This window comes from Aromatoleum toluolicum (assembly GCF_012911005.2).
GTDB lineage: Bacteria > Pseudomonadota > Gammaproteobacteria > Burkholderiales > Rhodocyclaceae > Aromatoleum > Aromatoleum toluolicum.
Map to the genome: position 1 here is coordinate 1 of NZ_WTVS01000002.1, position 25,892 is coordinate 25,892.

Consider the following 25,892-nt stretch of genomic DNA (forward strand, 5'->3'; position numbering starts at 1 on the left):
GTCCCTGGCCGCCCCACTCGACAGAAGGCTCAGGCGTTGTCCTTGATTGTCGCAGTCGCCCCGTTTTCCTTCACGCTGGCGATGCCGGCGTCGCGGGAGGCTGCGGACGGATACATCTGGCTCGTACCGATGACCTGGCTATTGGCCGCCTTCAGATTGAAGAACTCCTTCCCGGCAGACGACGTCTTCCGTTCATAGCGCTCATCGTTCCCGCAGTTGGCCTGCACCGATGCGATTCCGTTCTCCGCAGAACCCTTGGCCTTATACAGCTCGCTAGTGAGAATCGTCTCGCCGTTACCTGCCTTGAGAACAAAGCGAAACTGCCCATCGCTACTCTTGCTCAGTTCGAACCAACCCGCCATTCGGATGCTCCCCTTGTTGAACAAAGAATATGCACTATTACGCAGTGATCACGCGGCAAAGACCAAACGTTCAAAGCCGTAACATTTGGCTACAGCAGCTCGCGCGGAATATTTCCGCCGTTGTCCGCCAAGCGCTGCAGGACAGTCTTGTGCAGCCAGATGTTCATCTGCGCGGAGTCACCCATCTTGTCTGCCGGGCAGCCAAGCTCGGTTGCGAGCTCCTTCCGTGCGGCAAGACTGCTGTCCAGGCCAAGCAGCTTCATGAGGTCGACGATCGAGACCTTCCAGTTGAGCGCCTGAGGATTCGCGGCTGAAAGTGCCTCAAGCTTCGCTACGACGTCGACCTGTGATATCGCAGCAGGGGTTGCGGACGCTGAAGGCGCGGGCTGCGCTCCAGCGCTTGTCGAGGCCGGGGCGGCCGAACCTGCGGGGGTTGGTGCGTCATCGCCGAACCCCAACTTCGCGAGGATGCTGCTGAAAAGTCCCATGACGACTCCTTTAGGATGACCCGCCGACCGCGGGATGCCGTCGGCAACACTTCACCATACCGCAAATTCGATACGCATTGTTCATCCGCGCCGTCCGATGCTCACGGTGAGAAGCCGGGGCAAGCGTATGAAATTTGGTGACGGACCAGGATTCGCACGCATCATTGCTTTCCTTCAATGTCGGCCTCGTACCTCTCCAGCCGGTCCATCACCACACGGTTGCCCCTGTATTTCGCTTTCAAATCTCGAAGGGCCTGATCCGAGCCCTTGCAGTAATGAAGCAACTGGGCGGCAATGAAATCTCGCCGTTCCAACTCTTCGCTCGAGGCCCCCTCGGGCCAAGGCTCCGCGCGGAAATGCTCACACGCGTCGCGGCGCCCGATGTACTCGGAGACCTCCGTTGGGAATATCTCGCTCGCGAGTGCGCTCCTGCCAAAAGGACACTGATCGCCACAGGAAATTGTTTCGTCATGTTTCACCTCACGTGAAACCGATCCGACTACACCGCTTCCCCCACAGGACGAAGATCAGTGACGGCCACAACATGGTGAGCTCCAGCCGGAGAACGACGAACAGACTATTCAACTGCTCGACTGCTCGGCTGGCGCGACGCTTCAACGACTTCCTGCGGAACCGGCTCGACCAGCAATGCTCGCAGACCGCGAACCAATGCTGCCAGTTCAGGAGAGAGCGCTGCATGTGGAGATGAAAGAAGTTGGCGAAGGACTTCGGCAACATCCTGGCCGAGACGAGCGTTGTCGGTAAAGATTAACTTGAAAAGGGTTGAATTCAGCTGGAGTTGAGCAGATACCATTTTTTCCAGATAGGCAACGCGGCCTTCGAGTGATTCTGCCATTCTCTTATCCTTTAAAAGAAGCGTACGCGGGAAGACATTCTGATTCGAATGCGTCGCGCTAATTTACGGACGACCAACGTTTGCGCCCACGCGAAGGCCCGCACGGGCGGGCCACATCCAGTTCATGATTACGCGGAGCTATTTACCAACCTCATATCGCAGCTCAACCATGCCAACCCCCATCTGGCGAACTGAGACAAGGCGCAGGATTGGGCTGAGAACTCGGCGCGGAAACACTTGCTTGCCTCTGCCCAGGGTCACTGAGCCGATCTGGATGATCAGCTCATCCAGAAGCCCTGCATCATGAAACTGTCCCGCCAAGTCTCCACCCCCACAATCCAGATATTTTTTTCCCCGGCGGCCACGCGCATCTCATTGTGAATCTCGCGCACATCACCTTTCACAAATCTAATGTCTGAACCTTCAACTGCCGGCATAACGCGACTGGTGAACACCCAGACAGGCTGGGTGTACGGCCAAGGTGATCCAGTCTCGGCTGCAACCTTGTCGGCATTGCGGACGATCCATTCGTAGGTGGCGGCCCCCATTGCCAGTGCGCCGACTTCCGCAATGAAACTCGGGTAGCTGGAGTCATTCAGATCCGCAAGAGGGAACAGCCACTCCAACGAGTCATCCTCGGTGGCGATAAATCCATCAAGACTTGATGCGGTGTAGTACTGGGTCTTCATGACATCGATAACCTCTCGTAAGGTGTCGACTGCCTATGGTTTGCACTCTCCGGACGGCGCAGCGTTTCGCGTAGGCTGCAATAGCTTGTCTGGAAGCACGCTGTTCTTGATCAAGATTCAACCCTTCTCGAAAGAAAAGCAACGACTACAAGAAAAACCGCAAGGCCCCAAAGGACGTAAGCCTGTCATTGCAGCACGAGGTACGTGAATGCAATCTCGTATGCTCAGGACAGACGGCCGCGGTATGGCGGAATGTCTGGAGAGAACCATTGAACGACCCCGAGCGGCAAGAAGACCAGAGCGAGCCCTAGGGCCTGTTTATCATTACGACTCACCCTCTGACATGCAGGTGATGAACTTGTATGTGAGATAGCCGGGAATGCCCATTAGCACAGCCAGCGAATAGCGACCAAACGGCCCTGTCAAACCGAACAGATAAGACAGTTGGCCAGCGATAAGCCATGCGGCGATTGCAAGACCAAGCCATTCATTTCGAGTGAAAGGTGAGGAATTTGAAGGCGACATTTCCTACGGTCTCACGTCAGAATTCACCGTCCTGACGCGCCTTGCCGCGCCAGTTCCAGTGGGATGATGGGTTGAGGCTCATTTGGTTACGAGTTCTACTGCCCGCTGTAGTAGCTGAGTCGCCTTAGATAGGACTGGCCCCGCCATAGCATCTTGTTGCAGAACGGCGAATGGCCCCTCGCCGAAATAGAGGCCGTCAGAAACGAGAAATGTGATTCGGACGTTTCCCGCCCTCGGTGGTGGAAGCCGTTGCCTATCCCAAGGTCCGATCTTGTTGACGATCGGTTGAGAGACAGAAAGCAACTCTTTCGCCATACCCTCGACCGGGTTTCCCTGGCCTTCGAAGATTGCCAGTTTTCCGGATTGATTTAGATAACGCACACCGCCTTCCGAAAAGGCTGCCAGTACGTCGAGACCCTGCTGAAGAGGAACCTCTACGATTACCCCGAGCAAACGCTTGGGTGGTACGGTCTCACCCAATGCGCGCAACCGATTGTAGGCGACGGCGCGAACTCTACCTTCGTTGGCTTCATCATCGGCTACTTTGCGAAGTGCCGTCTTGTCTGGCCGTTCTGCCAGCAGAGTGCCCCAGAGACCAACACTCTTTTCGGCGCCATGCGTCTTGAAGAGATTGATGTCATCGCAGAAGAGAAGATTGTAGAGGAAGTTTACGTGCGATTCGGCATACGGTTTGTAGAGTTCTGCGCCGGCCGTCGAACCGCTCGCTGCCAACGTAATGCCGATTGCGGCTAGGAGTTTCTTCAGCATCTTTATTAGCCCCAACGCCGGAAATCACCGGACCTGCGCAACTCTTCGCGCAGGTCCGGTTGATTGAAAGGTTCGACCGCGTAACACTAGTATTCGAACCCCAAGAACCTGCCTTCTTTTCCCTCGCCATCGGTGAGAACCAACAAATCCTTCTCCCGCTTGAATTTGTAACTAATTGGCGGCTGGTTACGTGGTGTGATGATAAGAGTGTCGTAGGTCGTGCGATACGTTCCCATGAGCGTCTGAAATGGAACGCTTAGCTGTACAACGCCAGTGCGGGAATATCGCATCAGGGCCGGGCCGCCCGTGTAATGTTTAAAAGTCCACTCACCTACGATTGGATGCGCACCTTTGTATGGCCTGCCGGTGCGCTTCATAATTTGCTTTCGATCCGGCGTTTTGGGATTCTGAGTCAGAGTGTCACCATCAACTGAGAATTCCTGGATCGACACTTCCCCTGTGAGAGAGCCATCCGGGGCAAGCAGCGTCATCTTGATTCGATTTCCATCGATCTCGTACAAGAAGTCAACCAATGCGCCGAATGCATGGGTTACGTTTCCATCCTTCGAAAATATCCATTGTGGTCCGAGACCGCCCTTGGTGCGTGACGATGACGACCAGATTCCCGCGACATCATCTTCCGCGATAGCCGGGAAGACGCCAAGAAATGCCAAACAGCTCAGCAAGAGGGCTCGTGCAGGTGCGTTCATTAGATTAGCGATCTACGTTTGAGCTCAGGCCGCGGCGCGTCAGGGCCGTCGAGCCAGCAGCGAATGGTTAGAGCGCCCCCGGTATATGAGAAGCGCCCAGATACAGATTGCCAGCTCCACTGCAAACGACCAGTGCAGGATAAAGCTCAGCCACCATGGTTTGAACCCCGCGGCCACCGTGAACATGGCGTACGGTTGGTCAATGAATGGGGCAAACCACCATATGTCTCCTACAAAGGAGTCGAGGACTACGTGCAACACACCGCCCACGCAAAGAACCAGCGACAGGATGGCGGCCTTCGACTGTCTGGCGTACCCGAACCACAATGCAGAGGCTGTGGCCAACGTTAGCCAAATGATTGGCCAATGTGACAGGTACTTGTGATGGTGGGTCTGCCTATTGTCGATAACGTGGAAATACACCATGTCGAAGTCTGGCGCCAACGCGCCAACGATTCCGGCTGCAACAATTGCCTTTGCGGAGACCGCAACGCTGGCGACCCGCCCCATGATCGAAGTTGCCAGAATGTAACCGGAAGGAGCGTGGGCGATGATCATTGGGTGCTCTAACGAATTGAGTTCCGCGGACGGACGTAAACAGTGCAAAGCGCCGCTCGTGGCCCGCCCACTGCAACGATTGGTTGGGCCTCACGATGCCTCGCGTGGAGGTTGTCTGGTGAAATTGAACCCTTCCTCCCTCCAAAATTGCAGATCATGAAAATTGGGAAATATAATGGGAAATAGGGGACAGACCATGGGAAATAGGGGACAGACCACGGTTTCGGAAACAACAAATAGCAAAACCGTGGTCTGTCCCCTATTTTCTAAACCCGGAAACAACAAATAGCAAAACCGTGGTCTGTCCCCTATTTTCTAAACCCGGCTTTATGCGCAAGGGGAAGTTCCCACGAAAAAGTGAGCACCCGCTAGTCATGCGAATTGAAACTCGAATTCGACGGGTGATTGGTAACCCAAGGCTGAGTGTAGCCTCCGGTGATTGTAGTAATCCACGTAATCGCGAATGGCGCGATGAAGTTCGTGATCAGAGTTGAAACGATGGCGGTGGTACATGTCGGATTTCATCGATTTATTCCATGATTCCATGTGCGCATTGTCGGTCATGCGGCGCGGCCGATTGACGGATTGATCGAGGCCTGCGCGCTGCAGTGCACGCTTGAAGCCGGCAGCAAGGAATTCGACGCCTCGATCGCTATGGAACGTGACGCCCGGGGCGGGATTGCGCGACCTCACGGCCGCAGCCAGCGCTCGACGCGTTAAGGCAGCGGTCTTGTCGGGACCAAGAGACCATCCGAGCAAGCGCCTCGAATGGCGATCCATCACTGTGGCGAGATAACGCCACTGATTGCGTACTTTTAAATACGTGACGTCACCGACCCAGACCTGATCGGGACGCTCGACGTCGATCCTGTGTGCCTTGCTCTCAACACTGTCGAAGAACTGCGCAAGGCGAGGCATACGACGGTAAAGCGTCGCAGAACAGGCGCGAACACCGTGCTCACGCATCAGGCGCTCTACGCGTCGCTTACCGACACCTTCGCCGGCCTTTCTCAATGCCGCATGCACGCGCGGACTGCCGTAGGTCTCGCGACTGGCCTGATGGACCGCTTGAATCTTGTCCAGAAGACGGGTGTCCTCATTGGCACGAGCGCAGGCCGGGCGCTGTCGCCAAGCATAATAGCCAGAGGGGCTGACACCGTAGAGCCGGCACATCGTTCTCACCTGGAACGCTTCCTTGCAGTGCTCGATGAAGGCGAAGACGTCCCCTTTCGAGCGGAAGTGAACGCGATGGCTTTTTTTAACAGATCGTGCTCCAGCTTCAGGCGCTCGTAGTCCTTCTTGAGCTTGCGCAACTCCTTGAGCTCGGCCGCCACGTCCTTATCGATTTCGACTGTCTTGGTCAGGATCAACCCCTCACGCGCCTGCTTGCGCCATCGCGACAGCATAAACGGATGAATGGAAAGCGAGGCCGCGACATCATTCACCCTTACCCCCGGCAACTGGCTCAGCCGTACTGCCGTTGCCTTGAAATGAGCACTATATCGGTTGGTCGTCCTGGGTCCTGGTTTGGGCATTGCACACACTCCTGAACAGTTTGTTCAGGGTGTCCACCAAACCGTAGGAACCGCCCGGTCCGGTTGACCGAGAGGTTATGCGTCGCCACTATTGCTGCTCAACTTTTCGTTCCTTGATGGATTTGATTTTCGTGTCCTTCACGATGCAAACCGCAGCTCTAGTCTTCTCTAGATCAGGTTCGTCTTCTAGCAACTTCCCTTTGGATTAAGACGCATAACGCGTAAATCAACGGACGTCAAAAGCGCAGCTTTTGGCGGTCCGATGCATTGATGGGTTAGAGGTCATTGTGCGCCCTTAAAAAAAGACCTCTGGCTCGACTCGTAAGTACTTCGCGAACCTGAGTCAGTTTTGGAGGCAGTCAGTGCAGAGCCCGCCGGTTCTTGAGGTCGTGATGATTTTGTTCCCTCTTGAACACAAAGGTATCTCGCGCTTCCGTTTGCAAACTGCATAGTCACGGTTCGGACCATCTTGAGATTTGCGTAGGCTGGATCATCGCAATAGAAAAGACCCGCACCACCGACCAAGCGGATTGAGTCTCCTTCTCCTATTTCAAGCACTAGGTCTTTTTTTTGAGCGCAGGCCATTAGAAATATGGTGATCGCAAATAGTGTCAACAGCTTTATCTTATTCTTCATCGGAATGAAATGCTGACGACAAGTTCTCTAACGTGGAGATCACCGGACCTGCGCGGCTTGCCGCGCAGGTCCGGTGGATTGCAGGGTTAAAGCTCATAGGCCGCCCATCAAACCGAGAACAAGAGTTGCGGCAAGCGCCAGAACAAGCGGGGATAGCAGAAGCGCTAGTTGGACGCGGCCGAGTTTTCGGCGCCCAACGCATGCCAGTACAGGCAAACCGAGCCAAGCCGGGAAACCATAAATCAGCCCGAGACCGAAACCAATGCCGAATTCATTGCGGAGCGGGTTGTGTGGCTGCACCGCCCACTGCGCCGCGTAGTACGCCATGATCGAAGCCGCGAGACCACCCCAGGCAAACGCGCCCCATCGGAGGATGTTCATGAGCTTTAACGTGGTTCTTCAGCGGACGGAAAAAGCGCAGCTTTTGACGGTCCGCTGCAAGGGGGGGTTAGCCATACACATTAGAAGCTCACCACCCGGTAGTTGAACTTCGTATTAGGGAAGCCACAGTCTTTTCGCATCGCCGCTATGGCGGAAGCGTAGGCGATTTGCAGCGTTTCCTCCGTGACTGAACCGCGCGAAGCAGTATTTGTCTTGATGAGGTCGAGCAGATGGCCGACGGAGTTCATCACTTCATCAGGAGCCCATAGGGCCGCCTCGTCGTATGCCTCGAGGAAGCGCTTCTGATCGTCGACGTTGCTCCGCGTGCTTGCGTTCAGGAAGACGCGCAGTGATACGGAGAGCTTGGTGTATACGTTGCGCCGCCTGACTAATAGCTCTTGCTCCCGAGCGCCTGCGAGTCGTTCATTCTCAAGAATGCGCGCAGCCCACACGCCACCAAGCCACTTGGCGAGCGCGAACACAATGGCCGCACCACCGCCAAGAGCCAAGAGTACAGAGCCAGCAATTGATAGAAGTTGGGAAAAATCCATGGTGGCGAGACTGCAGGGCTAACGTTGGAATTCATCCGCGGCCGTAGGCCGTCGGTTGCAATGACTTGTTAGGCTGTTTTCCAACATCAGCGTGAGCACTCGAATGCACCTTCAGGTTGTACGTGGCGACTTTCACCGAATCTTCCGAGAAACCTGAGAAGACGCTACAGGCAGGACCGCCGGCATCTGTTTTTAGCGACACGTGATAGAAGCCCTTTCCGCCAAACCTTGAAATGATGTGTTCGTTCAACAAGTCAACCACCTTGTGTGACCAAGCAATTACCTCATCGTACTCAGACTTGGCCAAGGCTTGTTCGGATTCGATCGTGCGAATTGTTCCTCTATGTAGAACCTCTCCGCATTTGTTGTACAGCGTCTTGAATTCAGAGAATGTAAGTGCGTTGGGTTTTGAGTTTGCAACCAAGCTCCAACCGTCGGCCGTCTTGGTGCGGACCAGGCTCTGTGGGAATGCGTGGGGGTGACTTCGCTGGAGAAGTTTCATGATTCGCTCTGCATGCCATTCCGTTTTGGCCGACCCTACTCTGGCAGCCGGCATGTCACCATGCAACTGAAGGCACCCTAGCGCGACCAGCTCGCAGATTCTCCGAAACTGCAAGAAGCAATACTCCCTCGCGAACGGAGGCGATAGATTGAGCGCTCCAGTGCATGCACGAGCGACGAGGTCAATTCGGATCTCAAGCTCGTGCATGAGCCGAAGATATTCTCGAACGGCTGATTCTTCATCAAACGCCTGCGCCGAGTTGAGCATCATTTGAGAAGCCTAACGTTGGCCTTCAGCGGACGGCAAGAAGCGCCAGCTTCTTGACGGTCCGCTGCAAGCACTTGTTAGCGCGACGGGCGTGAATCAAATTGCTCGTGTAAGGCATCATATTTAAAAGATTTCAACGGATTCGAAGAGAAGGCCGCCGAATCGAGCAACTGGGGTTCTCGGACTTGTCCATCCGCGAATAGGGCGAGTAACTGCAGTACTTTGAATTTCCTCGGCCGCGAAGAGCTTTGCGTCTCGCTCGGGGAATTTATGTGCGACGTCGAAGCGTTGAAAGTGTGGCGAGACCAAAGTTCTCGTAGTTCCGTGACGTTCCACTCCCAGTATTCGATATACAACGTGAACCAGATCACTGACAATTACGGCAACGACGTCAATTTGCGGTTTGCCGTCCGCATGAAAGTCGTATCTCGAATTTGACGGCTGAACAAGCGTGTACTCCTCAATTGTTCCACCTGCATTGAGAAGTGCTGGAAGTAACGTGTTGCTGTGACGCAGAAGCATTATGTGCTCTGGCCCAACGTTCAATTCGCGGGAAATTAACTTGCCGAGGTTCATGAATACTTCCTAATCGCTAACGTGTTGTAGACAGCAGCGCTGCTGCATATGCACGGTGTGTGCTGCATAAGTCGGTGCGCATGTCACTCATCATTGCCATTGTAATCATATCCTTATTGGCTATACTGTACTTATGAACAGTACAGCTAACGTACCCAAACCCGCCGCGCGCCCTGCAGTCGATCCCCAACGGGCCGTGAGACTGCTCGACCAAGTGCGCGAGCGCATCCGCTACAAGCACTACAGCATACGAACCGAGCAGGCGTATGTCTATTGGGTCCGTCTTTTCGTTCGGCATCAAGGCCTGCGCCATCCGCGCGAGATGGGAGCGCCCGAAGTGGAGAATTTTCTGAGGTGGCTGGCGAGCGAGCGCGCGGTTGCTCCTTCCACGCACACTCAGGCCCTTTCTGCGCTCCTGTTCCTCTATCGGGAGGTGCTCGGGATCGACTTGCCGTGGCTTAACGAGATTGGCCGGCCCAAACAGCGGGAACGGGTTCCGGTGGTCCTGTCGCGCGGCGAAGTGTCGCGATTGTTGGTCGCAATGGATGGCGAGGCGCATGACCTGGCGCGACTCCTGTACGGCACGGGCATGCGACTCATGGAGGCGCTGCGCTTGCGCGTCAAGGATGTGGACTTTGATCGCAGCGAGATTACGGTGCGCGAAGGAAAGGGAGGCAAGGACAGGCGGGTGATGCTGCCAGCGATGCTGGCACCCGCATTGGTCGCCCAGTTGGAGCGCGCACGTGAAGTGTGGAGGCAGGACCGGTTGACGGGTGTCGCCGGCGTTTGGATGCCTGATGCGCTGGCGCGGAAGTATCCACGCGCCGCCGAGTCATGGCCGTGGTTCTGGGTGTGGCCATCCGACAGGCTTGCGACGGACCCGCAATCGGGGGCCGTGCGCCGCCACCATCTGTATGAACAGCGTCTCCAGCGTGCCGTGCGTCGGGCGGTGGGCGAGGCGAAGATAAACAAGCCGGTGAGCGTGCACACGCTGCGCCACTCCTTCGCGACGCATTTGCTCGAGGGCGGGTACGACATTCGCACGGTTCAGGAATTACTTGGTCACGCGGACGTTTCGACGACGATGATCTACACGCATGTGCTCAATCGCGGCGCGCACGGCGTTGTCAGCCCCCTCGACAACCTGTAACCGCCGCACGGAGCGGACGCCGGAGCGCCCGCCTCCGCCCTGTCAGGCCGCGTGCGGCCTCTCCGTCGCGAGCGCCGCGCCGCCGGCGCGGTTCAGCGCGCTCACCATCGCCTTGATCGACGCGGTGACGATGTTCTCGTCGATGCCGACGCCGTAGCAATCACCGCCCGCACCGGGCTTCGCCACTTCGATCAGCGCGTAGGCGCGGGCGTCGCCGCACTGGGCGCTGCTGCCGAAGGAGCGTTCTTCATAGCTGCGCACCTGCAGGTCGATGCCGAGGCTGTGGAGCGCGCGCACCGCGGCGTCGATGGGGCCGTTGCCTTCGGCGACGAGGGTGTGTTCCTGGCCATTGACGTCGAGCGTGAGGCGGATGCCCTGGGCGTCGCCGTGCTCGAAGAGGTGGTGCTCGACGTAGCGCACCGACGTGTCGTTGGCGAGGTAGGTGTCGGAGAACAGGCGCCAGATGTCGGCGGCCATGACTTCGCCCTTGTGCGTGTCGGCGTGCTTCTGCACGACGGCGGCGAACTCGACCTGCAGGCGCCGCGGCAGGACCATGCCGTATTCGGTTTCGAGCAGGTAGGCGATCCCGCCCTTGCCGGACTGGCTATTGACGCGGATCACCGAGTCGTAGCTGCGTCCGACGTCCGCCGGGTCGATGGGGAGATAGGGCACGTTCCACTGCTGATCCGCCTTGTGAGCGGCAAAGCCCTTCTTGATGGCGTCCTGGTGGGAGCCGGAGAAGGCAGTGAAGACGAGGTCCCCGACGTAGGGGTGGCGCGGGGAGATGGGGAGCTGGGTACAGTGCTCGACTGTTCTGGCGACGGCGTTGATGTCCGAGAAGTCGAGGCCCGGATTGACGCCCTGGGTGTAGAGGTTGAGCGCAAGCGTGACGATGTCGACGTTGCCGGTGCGCTCGCCGTTGCCGAAGAGGCAGCCTTCGACGCGGTCGGCGCCGGCCATGAGGGCGAGCTCGGCGGCGGCGACGGCGGTGCCGCGGTCGTTGTGCGGATGCACGCTGATGAGGACGCTGTCGCGGCGGGCGACGTTGCGGTGCATCCACTCGATCTGGTCGGCGTGGATGTTGGGCGTGGCGACCTCGACGGTCGCGGGGAGGTTGAGGATGACCTTGTTGTCGGGGGTCGCGCCCCAGGCCTCGGTGACCGCGTTGCAGACTTCGAGCGCGAAATCGAGCTCGGTGGCGGTGAAGGTCTCGGGGCTGTACTGGAGGCGGATCTCGGTCTCGGGCTGTTCTGCGGCGAGCTGCTTGATGAGCTTCACGGTCGACACGGCCAAGTCGACGATCTGCGGCTTGGTCATGCCGAAGACGGTGTCGCGGAAGGTCTCGGAGGTGGCGTTATAGACGTGCACGATGGCGCGCTTCGCGCCGCGGATCGATTCCAGCGTGCGGCGGACGAGCTCTTCGCGCGCCTGGGTGAGGACCTCGATGGTGACGTCGTCCGGGATGTGATTGCCGTCGATGAGCTCACGCACGAAGTCGAACTCGATCTGCGATGCCGACGGGAAGGCGACTTCGATCTCCTTGAAGCCGATGTCGCACAGCGTGTGGAAGAGCTGCATCTTCTTCGCGGCGTCCATCGGCTCGAAGATCGACTGGTTGCCGTCGCGCAGGTCCGTGCTCATCCAAATCGGATGCTTGTCGATGACGCGGCCGGGCCACTGGCGGTCCGGGAGGTTCACCGGCGGGAAGGGGCGGTACTTGCGGGACGGGTCGGTCAACATGATGGGGATCCGGGGCTGAATTTCGTTGTCGATGGGAAGCATGTTACGCAAAAGGCGTTGGCAGAGGCTTGCGTTCTTGCAGTGCATCACGGAAATTTTTGGCAGCTTATTGCGCACTTGACGTGTTTACGAATATATATACGCACACTCACCAACAATCCGGCAATCCCATGGAACTCGACCGCTACGACCGCGAGATCCTGCGCGTGCTGCAGCAGGACGGACGCATCAGCAACCAGGATCTGGCCGACCGCATCGGCCTGTCGCCTTCGCCTTGCCTGCGGCGCGTGCGCGCGCTGGAGGAATCCGGCCTGATCGCGGGCTACCGGGCGCAGGTGAATGCGAAGGCGCTGGGCCTGACGCTGATGGCGCTGATCCAGATCTCGATGGACCGGCACACGCAGGAGCGCTTCACGGACTTCGATGCGGCGGTGCTGGACATCCCGGAGGTGCTGGAGTGTCTGCTGATCACCGGGCAGGCGTCGGACTACCAACTGAAGGTGGTGGTGCGCGACATGGACGCCTACCAGGAGCTGCTGCTCAACCGCATCACGCGCATTCCGGGCGTGACGGGGGTGCATTCGAGCTTCGTGCTGCGACGGGTGGTGGATCGGCAGGCGCTGCCGGTGGGGGATGCGTAGGGCGGACGCGCGAACGGAAGCACTGCTTCGGCGGACTAACTGCGCAGGTAGCACTTCAGGAGGCTGAATGCTCAGGATCGCCATTGTCGATGACCACCAGATCGTGCGCGCGGGGTTTCGCGAGATGCTCGCGGACGAGCTGGACCTGGAGGTCGCCTTCGAGGCGGCCTCGGGCGAGGATGCGCTCGACGCGCTGCGCGAGACGGGGTGCGACGTCGTGCTGCTGGACCTCGCCCTGCCCGGCCAGAGCGGGGTCGACGTGCTGCGCGCGATCCGCCAGCGCTTCGAGGGCGTGCGCGTGCTGGTGCTGTCGGGCTTCCCCGAGGAGCGCTATGCGATGGCGATGATCCGCAACGGCGCCGACGGCTACCTGTGCAAGGACTGCGAGCGCGACGAGCTGATCCGCGCAATCCGCACCGTGGCGGAGGGTCGGCGCTACGTGTCGGCGCGCACTGCGGAGCTGCTCGCGGAGGAACTGGCGGGCGGCGCTACGGCGCCGCCGCACGAGTCGCTGTCCGACCGCGAGCTGCAGGTGTTCCTGCGTCTGGCGCGCGGCGAGTCGGTGACGGACATCGCGGACTCGCTCACGCTGAGCGTGAAGACCGTGAGCACCTACCGGTCGCGCCTGCTGGAGAAGCTGGAGGTCGCGAGCAATGCCGAGCTCGCGGCTTACGCGATCCGGCACGGGCTGCTGGTGGAGTGAGGGCGGCAGGACGATGACGCCGCACACGCCCCCTCCGCTGAGAATCCTGCTGATCGAGGATTCGCCGCTCCTCGGCAGCCTGCTGAGCGCGATGCTGGACGAGCTGGAGGGCGTCGCGGTCGTCGCCGTCGCGGGCGACGAGGCCGCGGCGCTGGCGGCGCTGGAGGAGCGGCGCCCGGATCTGGCGATCGTCGATCTCAACCTGCGCGAAGGGAGCGGACTCGGGGTGCTGAGCGCGCTGCGGGCGAAACCCGAACGCTACGGCCGGCCGGCGACGGCGGTGTTCACCAACCACGCCCACGCGCACCTGCGCGAGCGCTGCCGCACGCTGGGGGTGGATCGCTTCTTCGACAAGGCGCTGGAGATGGACGCCCTGCTCGACTACGTCGAGTTCCTGCGCCGAGCGGCCACCGAAATTCACTGAGCGGCGTCGGCGGCCGGCTCTGCCTGCACGACGCGCTCGTACGGCAGGCTCGTGCGGATCTGCGTGCCCTCGCCCGGGCGGCTGTCGATCGCGAACTCGCCGGCGAACATTTGCACGCGGTGGCGCATCCCCGCCAGGCCGTGCCGGCCGTGCGCCGCGTCCGCGTCGAAACCTGCACCGTCGTCTGCCACGACGAGTTGCAGGCGCTCGGGTGTGATCCGCAGCGACAGCTCGACGTGGCTGGCATGCGCATGGCGGCGCACGTTGGTGAGCGCTTCCTGCGCGATGCGGAAGAGCGCGAGCGAGGTTTCGGGCGGCAGGGGAAGGTCGCCGTCGGGGAGGTCGAGCGCGACGTGGATGCCGGTATTTTTCGCGAACTCCTCGCCCAGCGTGCGCAGCGCGGCGACGAGACCCAGTTCCTGCAGCAGCGGCGGGCGCAGGTCGTCGATGATGCGGCGCTTGAGCGCGATGCCGCTGTCGAGCGTGTGCAGCAGGCGGTCGAAGCGCTCGCGGTGCGGTGCGAGGGCGGCCGGGTCGAGCTTGCGGGCGATCCACGCGACGTCCATGCGCACCGCGGTGAGCAAGGCGCCCAGCTCGTCGTGGAGTTCGCGCGCGAGCCGCGCCTTTTCGGCCTCGCGCGTGTTGGTGAGGTAGCTGGCGAGGTCGGAAAGCTCGGCCGTGCGGGCGCGCACCTGCCTTTCGAGGCGGACGTTTTCCTGTGCGAGCAGCCTCGTGATCTGTTCGCGCAGGCGCACCTGGGCGCGCAACGCGAGGAACAGGACGACCAGCAGCGCGAGCGCACCGCCAGCCAGCGTCGCGACGACCCAGCGCGTGCGATCGACGTGGGCGATCGACTCGTCGAAGGACTGCTGGCCCTGCACGCGGGTGCGGCGCTTGATCTCGCCCAGCGTCCTGCGGATCTCGTCCATGTAGCGCCGGCCGTCCGCGGAGGCCGAGCGGTCGATGAGCTGGCCGCGCTCGACTTCGTCGGAGAGGATGCGCATGCGCAGCGTGATGAGCCCGGTGAGCTGGGCGAGGATCTGCTCGTGCTCCGGCCCCTTGCCGAGGTCGAGGTGGATGTCGTCCAGCGTGTAGGTGACCGTGGCGAGGCTGTTGAGATAGGGCTCGAGATAGGCACGGTTGCGCGTAAGCAGGTAGCCGCGCACGCCGTTCTCCGCTTCGACGAGCTGGATCATCAGGCTGTCGACGCGCCCGGTGCGCTCGGCGTGCCGTTGCAGGTCCCCGAGCGCCCGCAGGCTGGTGCCGGCCTGCCAGAAGCTCGAACCGAAGAGCGACAGCACCAGCACGCAGCCCAGCGCCAGCAGGCCAATGCGGCCGAAGCGCGCGATGCGCTCGGCGCGCATGTACGCGCGAAGGGACGTACCAAGGGACGCACGAAGGGACGCATGTAAGGGCGTGATCAGTTTCATGGCAAATCTCCACGGCGGGCCGCGTGCGCCCCGTGTCTTGCAGGAATCGTCCTACACGCGATTCCGCCTCGTCCGACAGACCCTCTCCTGCGCGATCCCTAACATGGGTCTTGCTCGCAGCGAGCCCCGCACAAGGCGCGAAGCAGCACCGCCGGGCGAGGCCGCGAACGAACGATAGCCCCACAACTGCAGGAGAAGAGCGATGAAAAACATTCTTACCGTGCTCGCACTGGCAGTCGCCGGCTCGATGCCGGTTGCGGTGACGGCTGCAGACCCGGCCCAACCCGCGACACCGGCCCAGCGTGCAACGCCGGCACAGCCCGCGACACCGGCAGGCGCCGCGAAGACGCCGCCGCAGGGCGTGGCGCCCGAGGCCGGCCGCACCGAGCTGCCGCCGATGTTCAAGGAGCTGGACCAGGACAAGGACGGGCAGATCTCGAAGGACGAGAGCAAGCGTTCCGCCGAAACCCAGTCGAGCTTCGATTCGATGGACACCGACCGCAACGGAAAGATCTCGCTGGTCGAGTGGAGCGCGGCCGACAAGTCGAAACAGCGCTCGAAACAGTAAGCACGGCCCGCGTCGGCTGAACCTCGCCAGGCGCCGCGCGGAGGGGGCACGACTCGCACGAGTCCGCACTCCGCCACCGCCCGGCCGAATCGGCCGCACGACCGCCGTCCATTGCAAGGAGACCTTCCATGCTTCGACAACTGAGAATCTGTCTCGTCTGGATGCCGCTGATGCTGGCGCCCGTGGCGCTTCATGCGCAGGAAAGCACCCCCGATACGCTAGTGAAGGGCGTCACCGAGGACGTGCTGACCGTGCTGCGCGAGGACAAGGCGCTGCAGGCCGGCGACCAGCGCAAGGCGATGACGCTGATCGAGGAGAAGATCGGCCCCCATTTCGACTTCCCGCGCATGACCAGCCTGGCAGTCGGCCAGGGGTGGCGCCAGGCGGCACCCGAGCAGCGCGAGGCGCTGACGCGCGAGTTCCGCACGCTACTGGTACGCACCTACGCGAACGCGCTGACTTCGTACAAGAACCAGACGGTGAGCTATAAGCCGGCGGCCCCGGCGCGCGAGGACGGCACGGCGATGGTGCGCACGCAGATCAACCAGCCGGGCGGCCAGCCGATAGCGGTGGATTACCGGCTCGCGAAAAACGCCGGCCAGTGGAAGGTGTTCGACGTCAGCATCGACAACGTGAGCCTGGTGACGAACTACCGCGGCAGCTTCTCGACCGAGCTGTCCAAGGGCGGCCCGGATGGGCTGATCCGCACGCTCCAGGAGAAGAACCGCGGCGCGGCGCCGCAGCCCGGCAAGGGCGGCAGTACCTGATCGCAGATAACAAGGAGGACTCATCATGCAACGCATCATTGCCAGAACGACCCTGCTCTTCGCCCTGCTGACCGCGCTGTCGGCCTGCAGCGGCTCGCCGACCCGCGAAAGCACGGGCGAATACCTCGACGACAGCGTGATCACGACCAAGGTCAAGGCGGCCTTCGTCGAAGACAAGGCGGTCAATGCCCTGGACATCAAGGTCGTGACCTTCAAGGGCGCCGTGCAGCTCTCGGGCTTCGCGAACAACCCGCAGGAGATCGACCGTGCCGTGCAGCTCGCCCGCACCGTGAAAGGCGTGACGTCGGTGAAGAACGACATCCGCCTGAAGTGATACGCGCATAAACAGGAGAACACCATGAGCACCAGGAATTCATCCCGCAAACTTGCCCGGCCACTGCTGATCGCGGCCCTGATGGCGCCGCTGCTGCTCGCGGCCTGCGACAAGAAGGAAGCGCAAACGCCGATGCCGCCCAGCACGACGGCGCCACCCGCGTCCCCGCCGATGAGTTCGCCGCCGCCGGCAACGCCGAGCGAGCCGACGCCACCGGCAACATCGGCACCGCCGGCCGCCCCGGCGACCGGCAGCGAACCGGCGAAGTAAGCGCGGCAACTCCGGCCCCACCGGTGGATCCGGCGGGCCGGCCTTCCGCAAGGAGCACATCATGAAAAGCCAAAGCCTGAAATCGATTCTCGTCGCCGTGGCCGCTGCCTTCAGCCTGTCGGCCTGCACGCACACCGGCGGTACCGTTCTCGGCGCCGCGGTCGGCGCAGGGGTGGGCCACGCCGTCACGGGTTCAACCGCCGGCGCAGTGGGCGGTGCGGCCGTCGGCGGCATCATCGGCCACGAAATCACCCATTGATCCCGCCCCCGGCACTCCGCCGGGGGCTTTTCATTTCCGGCGCGCCCTTGCCGGCAGGCATCCGATACTTCAAGTATCGACAGAAAGGACCCCCGCTCCAATTCATTCCGACAGCGTTCCTCCCTATCCTGCATCCAACGTCAATCAGCGGCATCAAGCCGAAATCAGGAACAGGAGGAGACAACCATGGCCCGCATGAGAGCAGTCGACGCCGCCGCAGCGGTGTTGCGCAAGGAAGGGATCACGACGCTGTTCGGCATTCCCGGCGCGGCGATCAACCCGCTGTACTCGGCCATCCGCAAGGACGGCAACTTCAAGCACTACCTCGCCCGCCACGTCGAGGGCGCCTCGCACATGGCCGAGGGCTACACCCGCACGAAGGCCGGCAACATCGGCGTGTGCATCGGCACCTCGGGCCCGGCGGGCACCGACATGATCACGGGCCTGTACTCCGCATCGGCCGATTCGATACCTATCCTCTGCATCACCGGCCAGGCGCCGCGCGCCCGCCTGTACAAGGAAGACTTCCAGGCAGTCGATATCGAGTCGATTGCGAAGCCGGTGACGAAGTGGGCGGTGACGGTGCGCGAGCCGGCGCAGGTGCCGCGCGTGTTCCAGCAGGCCTTCCATCTGATGCGCTCCGGGCGCCCCGGCCCGGTGCTGATCGACCTGCCCTTCGACGTGCAGATGGCCGAGATCGAATTCGACATCGACACCTACGAGCCGCTGCCGGTGTATAAGCCCGCCGCGACCCGCGCCCAGGCGGAGAAGGCGATCGCGATGATGAACGCCGCCGAGCGCCCGCTGATCGTCTCCGGCGGCGGCGTGATCAACGCCGATGCGGCCGCCAAGCTGCAGCAGTTCGCCGAGATCATGGGCGTGCCGGTGATCCCGACGCTGATGGGCTGGGGCAGCATCCCCGACGACCATCCGCTGATGGTCGGCATGGTCGGCCTGCAGACTGCCCACCGCTACGGCAACGCGACGATGCTCGCGTCCGACTTCGTGATGGGCATCGGCAACCGCTGGGCGAACCGCCACACCGGCTCGGTCGAGGTCTACACGGAAGGGCGCAAGTTCGTGCATATCGACATCGAGCCGACCCAGATCGGCCGCGTGTTCGGGCCGGACTACGGCATCGTCTCGGACGCCGGTCTGGCGCTCGACCGCCTGATCGAAGTCGCCCGCGAGATGAAGGCGGCCGGCGACCTGCCCGACCGTCGCCAGTGGGTCGAGGAATGCCAGGGCCGCAAGCGCACGATGCTGCGCAAGACGCACTTCGACGAGGTGCCGATGAAGCCGCAGCGGGTGTACGAGGAGATGAACAAGTCCTTCGGCCGCGACACCTGCTACGTGACGACGATCGGCCTGTCGCAGATCGCCGCCGCGCAGTTCCTGCATGTGTACAAGGAGCGCCACTGGATCAACTGTGGCCAGGCCGGCCCCCTCGGCTGGACCGTGCCGGCAGCGCTCGGCGTGTGCGCCGCGGACCCGAAGCGCAAGGTCGTCGCGATCTCGGGCGACTACGACTTCCAGTTCATGATCGAGGAATTGGCGGTGGGCGCGCAGTTCAAGCTGCCCTACATCCACGTGGTCGTGAATAACGCCTACCTCGGCCTGATCCGCCAGTCGCAGCGCGGCTTCGACATGGACTACTGCGTGCAGCTCGCGTTCGAGAACATCAACGCGCCGGAGACCGAAGGCTACGGCGTCGATCACATCGGCGTGGTCGAAGGGCTGGGCTGCAAGGCGATCCGGGTGCGCACGCCCGAGGACATCCAGCCCGCGTTCGCCCAGGCCAAGGCGTGGATGGAGGAGTTCCGCGTGCCGGTCGTGGTCGAGATCATCCTCGAACGCGTCACTAACATCGCGATGGGCACCGAGATCAACGCGATCAACGAATTCGAGCCGCTCGCCGAAGGCCGCGCCGATGCGCCGACCGCGATCGCGCTGCTCGACTGAAATCAAGGGAGAAACGGAAAATGCCCAAATTCGCTGCCAACCTGACGATGCTCTTCAACGAGGTCGGCTTCCTCGACCGCTTCGAGGCGGCTGCCGATGCCGGCTTCAAGGGCGTCGAGTACCTCTTCCCCTACGCGTTCCGCAAGGATGAGCTGGCCGAGAAGCTCGAGCGCTTCGGCCTCACCCAGGTGCTGCACAACCTGCCGGCAGGCAACTGGGACTCCGGCGAGCGCGGCATCGCCTGCGATCCGTCGCGCGTCGGCGAATTCCAGGACGGTGTCGGCCGCGCGATCGAGTACGCACAGGCGCTCGGCTGCAAGCAGGTGAACTGCCTCGCCGGCAAGACGCCGGCCGGGGTCGACGCGGGGCGCCTCCGCGAGACCTTCATCGAGAACCTGCGCTTCGCCGCGGGCGAGCTGAAGGCGGCGGGCATCCGCCTGCTGGTCGAGCCGATCAACACCTGGGACATCCCCGGCTTCTACCTCAACCGCACCGCGCAGGCGGCCGAGATCCTGGAAGCGGTCGGCTCGGACAACCTCTTCATCCAGTACGACATCTACCACGCGCAGCGCATGGAAGGCGAACTGGCGAACACGATCAAGCACTACCTGCCGCAGATCGCCCACATCCAACTCGCCGACAACCCGGGCCGCAACGAACCGGGCACCGGCGAGATCAACTACCGCTACCTGTTCGACTTCATCGACCGCAGCGGCTACGACGGCTGGATCGGCTGCGAATACAAGCCGGCCGCGACGACGCGCGAAGGCCTGGGCTGGATCGAGGCGCTGACGCGCTGAGCCCCCTGCCCCACAGAGACCACACCTACATACGGATAAAGGAGCAGCAATCATGGCGAATATCGGATTCATCGGACTCGGCATCATGGGCACCCCGATGGCCCAGCACCTCATCGACGGCGGCCACACGCTGTTCGTCAATACCCACGGCAAGATGCCGCGCACGATCATCGACGCCGGCGCGACCGCCTGCGAGACCGCACGCGAAGTCGCACACAAGTCGGAGTTCATCATCCTGATGGTGCCCGACACGCCCAACGTCGAAGAGGCGCTGTTCGCCGCGAACGGTGTCGCCGAGGGCCTGTCGCCCGGCAAGATCGTCATCGACATGAGCTCGATCAGCCCGGTCGCGACCAAAGTTTTCGCCCAGCGCATCAACGACCTCGGCTGCGAGTACCTCGACGCGCCGGTGTCGGGCGGACAGGTCGGCGCGAAGGCCGGCACGCTGTCGATCATGGTCGGCGGCAAGCACGCCACCTTCGAGAAGGCGCTGCCGCTGTTCCAGCTGATGGGCAAGAACATCACGCTCGTTGGCAAGAACGGCGACGGCCAGACCTGCAAGGTCGCGAACCAGATCATCGTCGCGCTGAACATCGAGGCGGTTGCCGAGGCGCTGCTGTTCGCGGCGAAGAACGGTGCCGACCCGGCCCGCGTGCGCGAGGCGCTGATGGGCGGCTTCGCCTCGTCGCGCATCCTCGAGGTGCACGGCGAACGCATGATCAAGCGCACCTTCGACCCGGGCTTCCGCATCGAGTTGCACCAGAAGGACCTGAACCTCGCACTGACCGTGGCGCGCCAGATCGGCATGTCGCTGCCGAACACGGCGACCGCGCAGGAACTGTTCAACGCCTGCGCCGCGCATGGCGGCGCGGGCCGTGATCATTCAGCGATGGTGCAGGCGCTGGAGAAGATGGCCAACTTCGAGATTGGGCAATGAGCGTCCAGTGAGCAGCCGGCAAGGCGCCGGCGGCGCATACGCGTAATACCGGATGTTCGCCCGCACCCTGCGCGGGCGAACATCCGGTCGCGGCTTGCCGACGAACTCGAAAACGCACTGTCGAATGCGCTGAGCGTCCTGCCGCCCTTGCCTTCCTTACCCCGATACGGATCCCGCCATGAGCACTGAAACCGACATCCGCGCCCTGCTGCGAGAGATGTTCACCGCGGCCGTGCAGGCCGCCCAGCCCGAGCGCTGCATCCCGCGCCACCTGCCTGCGCCGCCGAAGGGCCGCACCGTCGTCATCGGCGCCGGCAAGGCTTCGGCCGCGATGGCACAGGCGCTGGAACGCAGCTGGCCGGGTCCGCTCTCCGGCCTCGTCGTCACCCGCTACGGCTACGCCGTGCCGTGCGAGCGCATCACCATTGTCGAAGCGGCCCACCCGGTGCCCGACGCCGCGGGGCTCGCCGCCGCGCGCGGCATGCTTGAAACCGTGAAGGGCCTCAGCGAGGACGACCTCGTGATCTGCCTGATCTCGGGCGGCGGCTCGGCACTGATGCCGCTGCCGGCCGAAGGCATCACGCTGGAGGACAAGCAGGCGATCAACCGCGCGCTGCTGAAATCCGGTGCGACGATCTCCGAGATGAACTGCGTGCGTCGCCACCTCTCCGCGATCAAGGGCGGGCGCCTCGCCGCGGCCTGCCATCCGGCACGCGTCGTGAACCTGCTGATCTCCGACGTGCCCGGCGACAACCCGATCGACATCGCCTCCGGCCCCACCGTCGGCGACCCGACGAACTGTGCCGACGCGCTGGAGATCGTCGCACGCTACGGCATCGACCTGCCTGCGGCCGCGCGCGCGCAGCTTGAGAGCGGCGCCGGCGAATCGATCAAGCCGGGTGACCCGCGCCTCGCGCGCGTGACCACCACCCTCATCGCCACGCCGCAGATGGCGCTCGAAGCTGCCGCGAAGGTCGCCGCCTGCGCCGGCTACACGCCCGTGCTGCTGGGCGACAGCATCGAGGGCGAGGCGCGCGACGTCGGCAAGGTCATGGCCGCCATCGCGCTGCAGGCGCGCCGCCACCGCCAGCCGGTCGCGACCCCCTGCGTGCTGCTGTCCGGTGGCGAGACGACGGTCACCGTGCGCGGCCAGGGGCGCGGCGGACGCAACGTCGAGTTCCTGCTCTCGCTCGCGGTCGCCCTCGATGGCGAACCGGGCGTATATGCGGTCGCGGGCGACACCGACGGCGTGGACGGCCTCGAAGAGATCGCCGGCGCCTTCGTCACCCCCGACACCCTCTCGCGCGCCTGGGCGCAGGGCATCCGCCCACGCGATGTGCTCGCGAACAACGACGGCCACGGTTTCTTCGAGGCGCTGGGCGACTCGCTCGTGACCGGCCCGACGCTCACCAACGTGAATGATTTCCGCGCGATCGTCGTGCTGTAACGCCGACGCCGCACCATTACACATCAGGAGAAAACTGCAATGAAGACCATCAAGGCCCTCACCCTCGACGACGTCAAGCGCATCGCCGCCGCGGCCGAATCCGAGGCACTCAGGAACAGCTGGGCCGTGACGATCGCCGTGTGCGACGCCGGCGGTCACGCGCTGTGGCTGCAGCGCCTGGACGGCGCGCCGCTGTCGAGCGCGCTGATCGCCCCCGAAAAAGCGCGCACCAGCGTGATGGCAGGCAAGCCCAGCAAGGCGCTGGAGGATATGATCAACGGTGGCCGCTTCGCGGCGCTGGCGATGCCGGTGGTGCCGCTGGAAGGCGGCGAGCCCATCGTCGTCGATGGCGTAGTGATCGGCGCAGTCGGCGTGTCGGGCGTCAAGGCCTCGGACGACGCGCAGATCGCGCGCGCGGGTATCGCCGCGCTGAACCAGTAAGACACAAGAACAAGGAGGAGACACCCATGAGACGCCACCGCCAGTCGCGCATCCTCGCGACGCTCGGGCCGTCGAGTTCCAGCCCCGAGCGCATCCGCGCGCTGGTCGAGGCAGGCGCCGACGTGTTCCGCCTGAACTTCAGCCACGGCGCCCACGCCGACCATGCCGAACGGTTGCGCCAGATCCGCGACATCGAGCGCGAGGTCGGCCGCCCGATCGGCGTCCTGATGGACCTGCAGGGACCGAAGCTGCGCATCGGCAAGCTCGCCGACGGCAAGGTCATGCTCGCCGCCGGCAGCCGCTTCCGTCTCGACCTCGACGCGACGGAGGGCGACGCGACGCGCGCCAACCTGCCCCACCCCGAAATCTTCGCCGCACTTGAAACCGGCACCGAGCTGCTGCTCGACGACGGCAAGCTGCGCCTGCGCGTCGAGGCCTTCGGCCCCGACTTCGCCGACACCACGGTGCTCGTCGGCGGACCGCTCTCCGACCGCAAGGGCGTCAATGTGCCCGGCGTCGTGCTGCCAATCTCGCCGCTCACGCCCAAGGACCTTGCCGACCTCGATTACGGCCTGTCGCTGGGTGTGGACTGGGTCGCGCTGTCCTTCGTGCAGCGCCCCGAGGATGTCCGCGAGGCGCGCGAGCTCATCGGCGACCGCGCTTGGATCATGGCCAAGCTGGAAAAGCCGGCCGCGATCGAGCGCCTCGACGAGATCGTCGCGCTCGCCGACGGCATCATGGTGGCGCGCGGCGACCTCGGCGTCGAGCTGCCGCCGCAGCAGGTGCCCATCCTGCAGAAGCGCATCGTCCGCGCTGCCCGCGCCGCGGGCAAGCCGGTCGTCGTCGCGACGCAGATGCTCGAATCGATGATCAGCGCCCCGGTGCCGACGCGCGCCGAAGCCTCCGACGTTGCCACTGCGATCTACGACGGAGCCGACGCGGTGATGCTGTCGGCCGAATCCGCTTCGGGCCAGTACCCGGTCGAGGCGGTGACGATCATGGACCGCATCATCACCGAGGTCGAGCAGGATCCCGAATGGCGCGCGGGCCTCGAGGCGAGCCACACGCCGGCTGCCGCGAACACCCCCGAAGCGATCTGCTGCGCACTACGCCGCGTGACCGCGCTGCTGAACCCCGCCGCGACCGTCGCTTACAGCGCCAGCGGCTTCAGCTGCCTGCGTGCAAGCCGCGAACGCCCGAGCACGCCGATCCTGGGCCTCACGCCGCAACTCGCGACCGCCCGCCGTCTCGCCCTCGTGTGGGGCGTGCATCCGGTACCCTTCGAGGACGTGCACGACGTCGCGGAGATGGTCGAGCACGCGAGCGCTGCGGTCGTCACGCATGGTTTCGCGCAACCCGGCGACGACGTCGTGATCATTGCCGGGCTGCCCTTCGGGCGCAGCGGCAGCACCAACCTGCTGCATGTCGTGAAGATCCCGCAGTAATCCCTGCCGGCCGCGCCTCCGCAGGCCGTTCCGCACCGGGACGGCCTGCAAATGCCGCGCATTTCGACTACATCCATAGGAGGGCGACATGCCCGATCCCGAAAGGAGAAGTCGATGAAAGACGCAACGGCGCTGGTCGCGCGCATTCTTCTCGCATTCATCTTCATCGTCGCCGGCTGGGGCAAACTCGGCGCCGGCTATGCGGGCACCCAGCAATACATGGCCTCGATGGGCGTCAGCGGCGCCCTGCTGCCGCTCGTGATCTTCGCCGAGCTCGGTGGCGGTCTCGGCGTGCTGTTCGGTGCGCTCACCCGGCTCGCGGCCGCGGGGCTTGCCGCGTTCTGCATCCTCAGCGCATTGTTGTTCCACACCGATTTCGCGAACCAGACGCAGTCCATCATGTTCATGAAGAACCTCGCGATCGCGGGCGGCATGCTGATGCTGGCCGTGCATGGCGCGGGCGCGTGGAGCCTCGATGCGTGGTGGCAGGCACGCAGGAAATGAACTGCCGGGGCGCTCTCCGATCGTAGGTGAATATTCGACCGACTCACGACCACCACCTCAGGAGACGCCCCGATGTCTTCCGTCCAACTCCTCGCCATGCCCGGCAGCGCCCGCCGGGATTCGTGGAACCGCCGCCTGCTTGCCGTGCTCGTGCGCGGCGCCCGGGAGGCCGGCGCCGAGGTCACGCTATACGAGCCGCGCGACCACGTGATGCCGCTCTACGACGGCGACCTCGAAACCGCCGAAGGCATCCCGCCCGCGGCCGCGCGCCTGCAGGCGATGTTCGCCGAGCACCACGGCCTGCTGCTCGCGACGCCGGAATACAACGGCTTCTTCCCGCCCCTGGTGAAGAACACCTTCGACTGGCTGTCGCGCCCCCTGCCCGACGGCTCCGGCAAACCCGGCACGGTGCATGTGCGCGGCAAGCCCGCAGGGATCGTCGCGGCCTCGCCCGGCGCGCTCGGCGGCATCCGCTCGCTGCAGCACACGCGGCAATACCTCTCCAACCTCGGCTTCCTCGTCGTCCCCGATCAGGTCGGGGTGCCCAAGGCGGACACCGCCTTCGACGCGGAAGGCCAGCTGCATGATGCGCGCGTGCGGACCTCGGTCGAGGCCGTCGGCGCGGCGGTCGCGCGGCTCGCGCTGAAGATCGCCACCGGCTGATCG

The 25,892-nt window shown here is 63.0% G+C and carries 34 protein-coding genes; 17 read left to right on the top strand and 17 right to left on the bottom strand.

Annotated elements, in window-relative coordinates:
* Positions 1 to 29: 29 nt before the first annotated feature.
* From GPA27_RS01100 to GPA27_RS01165, 15 genes are all read right to left on the bottom strand, one after another.
* On the bottom strand, positions 30 to 362 hold the full coding sequence (locus GPA27_RS01100) for a YegP family protein (RefSeq protein WP_169136936.1): 333 nt from the start codon (positions 360 to 362) through the stop codon (positions 30 to 32).
* An 89-nt stretch (positions 363 to 451) separates the two neighbouring features.
* Positions 452 to 850: a DUF3597 domain-containing protein gene (locus GPA27_RS01105; RefSeq protein WP_169136938.1), complete on the bottom strand. Its 399-nt coding sequence runs from the start codon at positions 848 to 850 to the stop codon at positions 452 to 454.
* Positions 851 to 1,011: 161 nt separating this feature from the next.
* A complete protein-coding gene (locus GPA27_RS01110; RefSeq protein ID WP_169136940.1) occupies positions 1,012 to 1,329 on the bottom strand; it encodes a hypothetical protein in 318 nt (105 codons plus the stop codon).
* 98 nt (positions 1,330 to 1,427) lie between these two features.
* The gene (locus tag GPA27_RS01115; RefSeq protein ID WP_169136943.1) at positions 1,428 to 1,706 is read right to left on the bottom strand and encodes a hypothetical protein; all 279 of its coding nucleotides are present in this window, start codon (positions 1,704 to 1,706) and stop codon (positions 1,428 to 1,430) included.
* A gap of 138 nt (positions 1,707 to 1,844) precedes the next feature.
* Positions 1,845 to 2,027, bottom strand: a complete 183-nt coding sequence (locus GPA27_RS29430) for a dihydrofolate reductase family protein (RefSeq protein ID WP_211164770.1) — start codon at positions 2,025 to 2,027, stop codon at positions 1,845 to 1,847.
* Complete coding sequence (locus tag GPA27_RS01120; RefSeq protein WP_211164771.1) at positions 1,985 to 2,395, bottom strand: dihydrofolate reductase family protein; 411 nt, start codon at positions 2,393 to 2,395, stop codon at positions 1,985 to 1,987. The genes GPA27_RS29430 and GPA27_RS01120 overlap by 43 nt, the downstream gene beginning before the upstream one ends.
* 603 nt (positions 2,396 to 2,998) lie before the next feature.
* Positions 2,999 to 3,688 (bottom strand): hypothetical protein, encoded by a 690-nt coding sequence (locus tag GPA27_RS01125; protein WP_169136946.1) that lies wholly within the window; start codon positions 3,686 to 3,688, stop codon positions 2,999 to 3,001.
* Positions 3,689 to 3,774: 86 nt separating this feature from the next.
* On the bottom strand, positions 3,775 to 4,374 hold the full coding sequence (locus tag GPA27_RS01130; protein WP_256222728.1) for a hypothetical protein: 600 nt from the start codon (positions 4,372 to 4,374) through the stop codon (positions 3,775 to 3,777).
* 63 nt (positions 4,375 to 4,437) lie between these two features.
* Positions 4,438 to 4,956, bottom strand: coding sequence for a metal-dependent hydrolase (locus tag GPA27_RS01135; protein ID WP_169136951.1), 519 nt, complete (start codon positions 4,954 to 4,956; stop codon positions 4,438 to 4,440).
* A gap of 372 nt (positions 4,957 to 5,328) precedes the next feature.
* The gene (locus GPA27_RS01140) at positions 5,329 to 6,165 is read right to left on the bottom strand and encodes an IS3 family transposase (RefSeq protein WP_256222740.1); all 837 of its coding nucleotides are present in this window, start codon (positions 6,163 to 6,165) and stop codon (positions 5,329 to 5,331) included.
* Entirely contained in the window at positions 6,135 to 6,491 is a 357-nt protein-coding gene (locus GPA27_RS01145; protein ID WP_169136953.1) for a transposase, read from the bottom strand. The genes GPA27_RS01140 and GPA27_RS01145 overlap by 31 nt, the downstream gene beginning before the upstream one ends.
* A gap of 729 nt (positions 6,492 to 7,220) precedes the next feature.
* Complete coding sequence (locus GPA27_RS01150; RefSeq protein ID WP_169136955.1) at positions 7,221 to 7,508, bottom strand: hypothetical protein; 288 nt, start codon at positions 7,506 to 7,508, stop codon at positions 7,221 to 7,223.
* Positions 7,509 to 7,588: 80 nt separating this feature from the next.
* Positions 7,589 to 8,059, bottom strand: coding sequence for a hypothetical protein (locus tag GPA27_RS01155; RefSeq protein ID WP_169136957.1), 471 nt, complete (start codon positions 8,057 to 8,059; stop codon positions 7,589 to 7,591).
* Positions 8,060 to 8,090: 31 nt separating this feature from the next.
* Positions 8,091 to 8,561, bottom strand: coding sequence for a hypothetical protein (locus GPA27_RS01160; protein WP_169136959.1), 471 nt, complete (start codon positions 8,559 to 8,561; stop codon positions 8,091 to 8,093).
* Between the two features lie 390 nt (positions 8,562 to 8,951).
* Entirely contained in the window at positions 8,952 to 9,404 is a 453-nt protein-coding gene (locus GPA27_RS01165; protein WP_169136962.1) for a hypothetical protein, read from the bottom strand.
* A gap of 133 nt (positions 9,405 to 9,537) precedes the next feature.
* On the opposite strand from GPA27_RS01165, the gene GPA27_RS01170 reads away from it, so the two are divergent.
* Positions 9,538 to 10,554, top strand: coding sequence for an integron integrase (locus GPA27_RS01170; protein ID WP_169136965.1), 1,017 nt, complete (start codon positions 9,538 to 9,540; stop codon positions 10,552 to 10,554).
* Positions 10,555 to 10,596: 42 nt separating this feature from the next.
* Here GPA27_RS01170 and leuA read toward each other — a convergent pair whose 3' ends face one another.
* The gene (leuA, locus tag GPA27_RS01175) at positions 10,597 to 12,294 is read right to left on the bottom strand and encodes a 2-isopropylmalate synthase (protein ID WP_211164772.1); all 1,698 of its coding nucleotides are present in this window, start codon (positions 12,292 to 12,294) and stop codon (positions 10,597 to 10,599) included.
* A 170-nt stretch (positions 12,295 to 12,464) separates the two neighbouring features.
* On the opposite strand from leuA, the gene GPA27_RS01180 reads away from it, so the two are divergent.
* From GPA27_RS01180 to GPA27_RS01190, 3 genes are all read left to right on the top strand, one after another.
* Positions 12,465 to 12,935, top strand: coding sequence for an Lrp/AsnC family transcriptional regulator (locus GPA27_RS01180; protein ID WP_169136967.1), 471 nt, complete (start codon positions 12,465 to 12,467; stop codon positions 12,933 to 12,935).
* A 67-nt stretch (positions 12,936 to 13,002) separates the two neighbouring features.
* On the top strand, positions 13,003 to 13,638 hold the full coding sequence (locus GPA27_RS01185; RefSeq protein ID WP_169136969.1) for a response regulator: 636 nt from the start codon (positions 13,003 to 13,005) through the stop codon (positions 13,636 to 13,638).
* A 13-nt stretch (positions 13,639 to 13,651) separates the two neighbouring features.
* On the top strand, positions 13,652 to 14,062 hold the full coding sequence (locus tag GPA27_RS01190) for a response regulator (RefSeq protein WP_169136971.1): 411 nt from the start codon (positions 13,652 to 13,654) through the stop codon (positions 14,060 to 14,062).
* Here the strand turns inward: GPA27_RS01190 and GPA27_RS01195 are convergent.
* Entirely contained in the window at positions 14,056 to 15,492 is a 1,437-nt protein-coding gene (locus tag GPA27_RS01195; RefSeq protein WP_169136973.1) for a CHASE3 domain-containing protein, read from the bottom strand. The two genes, GPA27_RS01190 and GPA27_RS01195, sit on opposite strands and share 7 nt — an antisense overlap.
* A 202-nt stretch (positions 15,493 to 15,694) precedes the next feature.
* Between GPA27_RS01195 and GPA27_RS01200 the strand changes: the two genes are divergently transcribed.
* The 13 genes from GPA27_RS01200 to GPA27_RS01260 all read left to right on the top strand — a co-directional run bounded on the left by GPA27_RS01200 (position 15,695) and on the right by GPA27_RS01260 (position 25,889).
* Positions 15,695 to 16,060 (top strand): EF-hand domain-containing protein, encoded by a 366-nt coding sequence (locus GPA27_RS01200; protein ID WP_169137315.1) that lies wholly within the window; start codon positions 15,695 to 15,697, stop codon positions 16,058 to 16,060.
* Between the two features lie 128 nt (positions 16,061 to 16,188).
* Positions 16,189 to 16,827 carry an MlaC/ttg2D family ABC transporter substrate-binding protein gene (locus GPA27_RS01205; RefSeq protein ID WP_169136975.1) on the top strand — a complete coding sequence of 213 codons (639 nt, stop codon included), beginning with the start codon at positions 16,189 to 16,191 and terminating at the stop codon, positions 16,825 to 16,827.
* A gap of 25 nt (positions 16,828 to 16,852) precedes the next feature.
* Positions 16,853 to 17,161, top strand: a complete 309-nt coding sequence (locus GPA27_RS01210; protein WP_169136977.1) for a BON domain-containing protein — start codon at positions 16,853 to 16,855, stop codon at positions 17,159 to 17,161.
* Between the two features lie 24 nt (positions 17,162 to 17,185).
* Positions 17,186 to 17,431, top strand: a complete 246-nt coding sequence (locus tag GPA27_RS01215) for a hypothetical protein (protein WP_211164773.1) — start codon at positions 17,186 to 17,188, stop codon at positions 17,429 to 17,431.
* A 61-nt stretch (positions 17,432 to 17,492) separates the two neighbouring features.
* Positions 17,493 to 17,690: a YMGG-like glycine zipper-containing protein gene (locus tag GPA27_RS01220; RefSeq protein ID WP_169136979.1), complete on the top strand. Its 198-nt coding sequence runs from the start codon at positions 17,493 to 17,495 to the stop codon at positions 17,688 to 17,690.
* 186 nt (positions 17,691 to 17,876) lie between these two features.
* Positions 17,877 to 19,652, top strand: a complete 1,776-nt coding sequence (gene gcl, locus GPA27_RS01225) for a glyoxylate carboligase (RefSeq protein ID WP_169136981.1) — start codon at positions 17,877 to 17,879, stop codon at positions 19,650 to 19,652.
* A 20-nt stretch (positions 19,653 to 19,672) separates the two neighbouring features.
* The gene (gene hyi / locus GPA27_RS01230; protein WP_169136983.1) at positions 19,673 to 20,452 is read left to right on the top strand and encodes a hydroxypyruvate isomerase; all 780 of its coding nucleotides are present in this window, start codon (positions 19,673 to 19,675) and stop codon (positions 20,450 to 20,452) included.
* Between the two features lie 52 nt (positions 20,453 to 20,504).
* Positions 20,505 to 21,389, top strand: coding sequence for a 2-hydroxy-3-oxopropionate reductase (gene glxR / locus GPA27_RS01235; RefSeq protein ID WP_169136985.1), 885 nt, complete (start codon positions 20,505 to 20,507; stop codon positions 21,387 to 21,389).
* 178 nt (positions 21,390 to 21,567) lie between these two features.
* Positions 21,568 to 22,836 (top strand): glycerate kinase type-2 family protein, encoded by a 1,269-nt coding sequence (locus tag GPA27_RS01240; protein ID WP_169136987.1) that lies wholly within the window; start codon positions 21,568 to 21,570, stop codon positions 22,834 to 22,836.
* Between the two features lie 39 nt (positions 22,837 to 22,875).
* Entirely contained in the window at positions 22,876 to 23,277 is a 402-nt protein-coding gene (locus tag GPA27_RS01245; RefSeq protein WP_169136989.1) for a GlcG/HbpS family heme-binding protein, read from the top strand.
* A gap of 26 nt (positions 23,278 to 23,303) precedes the next feature.
* The gene (pyk, locus tag GPA27_RS01250) at positions 23,304 to 24,722 is read left to right on the top strand and encodes a pyruvate kinase (RefSeq protein WP_169136991.1); all 1,419 of its coding nucleotides are present in this window, start codon (positions 23,304 to 23,306) and stop codon (positions 24,720 to 24,722) included.
* 114 nt (positions 24,723 to 24,836) lie between these two features.
* The gene (locus GPA27_RS01255; protein WP_169136993.1) at positions 24,837 to 25,226 is read left to right on the top strand and encodes a DoxX family protein; all 390 of its coding nucleotides are present in this window, start codon (positions 24,837 to 24,839) and stop codon (positions 25,224 to 25,226) included.
* Positions 25,227 to 25,298: 72 nt separating this feature from the next.
* A complete protein-coding gene (locus GPA27_RS01260) occupies positions 25,299 to 25,889 on the top strand; it encodes an NADPH-dependent FMN reductase (protein ID WP_169136995.1) in 591 nt (196 codons plus the stop codon).
* The last annotated feature ends 3 nt before the right edge of the window (positions 25,890 to 25,892 follow it).